Origin of the sequence: Ruegeria sp. R14_0 (assembly GCF_017743975.1) — a bacterium.
GTDB lineage: Bacteria > Pseudomonadota > Alphaproteobacteria > Rhodobacterales > Rhodobacteraceae > Ruegeria.
This window is the reverse complement of sequence record NZ_JAGHRC010000019.1, coordinates 1-4,413: the sequence shown is the minus strand read 5'-3', so window position 1 is coordinate 4,413 and position 4,413 is coordinate 1. Positions and strand designations below refer to the sequence as shown.

Genomic DNA, 4,413 nt, shown 5'->3' with positions numbered 1-4,413 from the left:
GGGCATGTGCAGATGAGGTTTCTGTCTCCGTATGCGTTGTCGACGCGGTTGACGGGGGACCAGTATTTGTCGACGCCCATGGAGCCTGGGGGGAAGCAGGCCTGTTCGCGGGTGTAGGGGCGGTCCCAGTCGCCGACCAGATCGCGCACCGTGTGGGGGGCGTTTTTCAGCGGGTTGTTTTCCGCGTCGATCTTGCCGTCGATGATGTCCTGCGCCTCGGCCCGGATGGACAGCATGGCGTCGCAGAAGCGGTCCAGCTCGTCCTTGGGTTCGGACTCGGTGGGCTCCACCATCAGGGTGCCGGCCACCGGCCAGGACATGGTGGGCGCGTGGAAGCCTGAGTCGACCAGACGCTTGGCGACGTCATCCACGGTCACATGTGCCGCCTCGTCCAGCGGTCTTGTGTCGAGGATGCATTCATGCGCCACCCGGCCGGTCTCAGAGGTGTAGAGGATCGGATAGGCATCCTGCAGACGCGCGGCGATGTAGTTGGCGTTCAGGATCGCCACTTTGGTTGCCTGGGTCAGACCCGCGCCACCCATCAGCAGCACATAGGCCCAGCTGACCGGCAGAATGGACGGAGACCCGAAGGGCGCTGCCGAGACCGGACCCACGGCGGTGCCGTATTCCGGGTGGCCGGGCAGGTGCTCGGTCAGGTGCGCCTTGACGCCGATCGGGCCCATGCCGGGGCCGCCGCCGCCATGCGGGATGCAGAAGGTCTTGTGCAGGTTCAGGTGGCTGACATCGCCACCGATGTCACCGGGGCGCGACAGGCCGACCATGGCGTTCATGTTGGCGCCGTCGATATAGACCTGTCCGCCGTGATCATGGGTGATCTGGCAGACCTCCTGCACGGTGGTCTCGAACACGCCATGGGTCGAGGGATAGGTGATCATGCAACCGGCCAGATGATCCGAGTGCTTCTCGGCCTTGGCGCGGAAGTCGTTCAGATCAATGTTGCCATTCTCATCCGCCTGCACCGGCACAACCTGCCAGCCCACCATCTGGGCCGAGGCCGGGTTGGTTCCGTGCGCCGAGGTCGGGATCAGGCAGACATTTCGATGCCCTTCGCCGCGGGCGAAGTGATAGTTGCGGATGGTCAGCAGGCCTGCGTATTCGCCCTGCGCGCCCGAGTTGGGTTGCTGGGAGATCGCGTCATAGCCGGTGATCTGGCACAGCTTGTCGTTCAGATCCGCAATCATCTCGTGATAGCCCTGCGCCTGGTCTTCCGGGCAGAACGGGTGCAGATTGCCGAACTCGGGCCAGGTGACCGGGATCATCTCAATCGTGGCGTTCAGCTTCATGGTGCAGGAGCCCAGCGGGATCATCGCCCGATCCAGCGCCAGGTCGCGGTCGGCCAGACGGCGCATATAGCGGGTCATCTCGGCCTCGGCCCGGTTCTTGTGGAAGATCTCGTGGGTCAGATAAGGCGTCTCGCGCAGGGCGTAATCCGGCAGGCGGTAGGCGACGTTGGAACTGTCGTCTGTCTTGTCGATGCCAAAGGCCCCCCAGACGGCTTCGATGGTCTCGGGCCGGGTCTGTTCGTCCAGGCTGATGCCCACCTTGGTGTCGCCGACCTTGCGCAGGTTGACGCCACGCGCCACGGCGGCTTCCATGACCGTCTTTTGCAGATGGCCGACCTCGACCGTGATGGTGTCGAAGAACACTTCCGGCTCGACCGAGAAGCCCGCCTCTTCCAGGCCAGCAGCCAGGCGCGAGGTCTTGCGGTGCACCGATTGCGCGATGGCCTTGATACCATCGGGGCCGTGATAGACCGCGTACATCGAGGCAATGACAGCCAGCAGCGCCTGCGCGGTGCAGACGTTCGAGTTGGCTTTCTCGCGGCGGATATGCTGTTCACGGGTTTGCAGCGCCAGGCGGTAGGCCTTGTTGCCGCGGCTGTCGATCGACACACCGATGATCCGGCCGGGCATCGCGCGCTTCAGCTTGTCGGTGGTCGCCATGTAGGCGGCGTGCGGCCCGCCATAGCCCATCGGCACGCCAAAGCGCTGGGTCGAGCCGATGGCGATATCCGCGCCCATCTCGCCCGGTGACTTCAGCAGCGCCAGTGACAGGATGTCGGCGGCGACGATGGCAATCGCTTTGTGTTCATGCAGGGCTGCGATTTCCTTGGTGAAGTCGCGCACATGGCCATGGGTGCCGGGATACTGGAAGATCGCGCCAAAGACCGCACCCGCGTCGAGGCTGTCCGGATCGGCGACCTGAACGTCGATGCCCAGAGGTTCAGCCCGGGTCTTGATCACCGCGATGGTCTGCGGGTGGCAGTTCTTGTCCACGAAGAAGGCCGCGTTATTGGCCTTGGACCGGCCGCCGCGCTTGGCCATCGCCATGGCCTCAGCGGCTGCGGTGGCTTCGTCCAGCAGCGAGGCGTTGGCCACGTCCAGCCCGGTCAGGTCGCTGACCATGGTCTGGAAGTTCAACAGCGCCTCAAGCCGGCCCTGGCTGATCTCGGGCTGATAGGGCGTATAGGCCGTGTACCAGGCCGGGTTTTCCAGGATGTTGCGCAGGATCGGTGCCGGTGTCGTGGTGCCATAATAGCCCTGACCGATCAGCGAGGTCAGAACTTTGTTCTTGCTCGCCACCTCTTTCATGTGGAACAGCGCATCACGCTCTGTCATCGCCGGACCCCAGTCCAGCGGATCCTTCTGGCGGATCGCAGGCGGGACCGTGGCGTCGATTAGCTGGTCCAGTGTCTTGAAGCCGATCACCTTGAGCATGTCGCGCATCTCGGCCGGGCTGGGCCCGATATGGCGGCGGTTGGCGAAGTCATAGGCTTCGTAGTCGGTCAGTTTGAAGGCCATCGTTGCGCTCCCATGAATAGGTCAGGCCCGGCGGAGACTGCGGGAGCCTCCGGCGGGAGTATTTGGAAAAAGATGAAGCGGCCGGTGCCCCAGAAACAGGGCTCCGTAGCCGTTTAGCCGATGAAGGCCTTGTAGCCGGCTTCGTCCATCAGGTCTTCGAGTTGCGATGCATCGCTGATCTTGATCTTGTAGATCCAGGCCTCGCCCTCGGGGTCTTCGTTCAGCGCGCCGGGATTGTCGGCCAGCGCTTCGTTCACTTCTGTGATCTCGCCATCGACCGGGGCGTAAAGCTCGGAGGCGGCCTTGACGGATTCGATCACGCCGATCTCGCCGTCTTTCTCGAACTCGTCCCCGACCTCTTGCTGCTCGACGAAGACCACGTCGCCCAGCTGTTCGGCCGCGTGCGCGGTGATGCCCAGCGTGGCGGTGTCGCCCTCAACAGCCAGCCATTCATGCTCTTCGGAATAATAGGTTGCCATGTCTCTCTCTCCTGACTTCAACGCTTGTAATTCTGGGTGACGAAGGGCAGCGCCACGATCTGCGCCGGTTGCGCCTTGCCCCGGATGATCAGGTTCACCACCTCGCCCGGCTCACCATGACCCTTGCTCACATAGCCCATCGCCACCGGTCCGCCGACCGTGGGGCCAAACACGCCCGAGGTGATCTGGCCGATCGTGTTGCCCTCGGCGCACTGGATTTCCACGCCCTGACGCGCCGGGGCGCGGCCGTCGGGTTTGATGCCGACCAGCTTTTTGACGGGACCTTCGGCCAGTTCCTTCTGTACCCGTTCGGCGCCCGGGAACCCGCCTTCTTCCTTGCGGCGCTTCTGGATCGCCCAGCTCAGCGACGCCTCGATCGGCGAGGTCGTCTGGTCGATGTCATTGCCATAGAGGCACAGACCCGCCTCAAGCCGCAGGCTGTCGCGCGCGCCCAGACCGGCTGCCTCGCAATCCTCATGCGCCAGAAACGCCCGGGTGATCTCAATCGCCTTATCCTCGGGGATCGAGATCTCATACCCGTCCTCGCCGGTATAGCCCAGACGCGAGATGCGGCATTCGACGCCGTTGATCTCGGCCACGGTGGTTTCCATGAACTTCAGGTCGCGGGCCGCAGGGCAGAGTTCCCCCACCACGTTTTCTGCCGCAGGGCCCTGGACCGCGACCAGCGCGCGGTCGAAAATCTCGGTCACTTCAACGCCGTCCAGATTGTCCCGCATATGCGGGATGTCCTGATGGCGCAGCGCTGCGTTCACCACCACAAAGAAATGATCGCCCGCGTTCGACACGATCAGGTCATCCATGATCCCGCCATCCGCGTTGGTAAAGAACCCGTACCGCGCCTTGCCTTCCTTCAGCGTCGCATAGGCCTGCGGGCAAAGCGCTTCAAGCTTCTCACCCACATCCTCACCCCGCAGGAGCACCTGACCCATGTGAGACACATCAAACAACGCCGCCTTCTCTCGACACTGCTTATGCTCACCCATAATCCCCAAAGGATACTGAACAGGCATCTCCCACCCAGCAAAATCAACCAGCTTACCGCCCAACTCAACATGCAAGTCGTACAATGGCGTGCGTTTCAATTCGGTCAT

General features: G+C 63.2%; 3 protein-coding genes. All 3 read right to left on the bottom strand.

All coding sequences use genetic code 11. The features are described 5' to 3' along the window. Positions 1-2,822 (bottom strand): aminomethyl-transferring glycine dehydrogenase (gene gcvP, locus J7416_RS22475; protein WP_209227925.1); only part of this gene is annotated, 2,822 nt, incomplete at its 3' end. 113 nt (positions 2,823-2,935) lie between these two features. Beyond that, entirely contained in the window at positions 2,936-3,301 is a 366-nt protein-coding gene (gene gcvH / locus J7416_RS22470) for a glycine cleavage system protein GcvH (RefSeq protein ID WP_209227923.1), read from the bottom strand. Between the two features lie 17 nt (positions 3,302-3,318). Beyond that, positions 3,319-4,413 (bottom strand): glycine cleavage system aminomethyltransferase GcvT (gene gcvT, locus J7416_RS22465; protein WP_209227921.1); only part of this gene is annotated, 1,095 nt, incomplete at its 5' end.

Bases quoted from the DNA above. Each gene is read 5' to 3' on its own strand.
- gcvH (WP_209227923.1), bottom strand. From the start codon at position 3,301: ATGGCAACCTATTATTCCGAAGAGCATGAATGGCTGGCTGTTGAGGGC.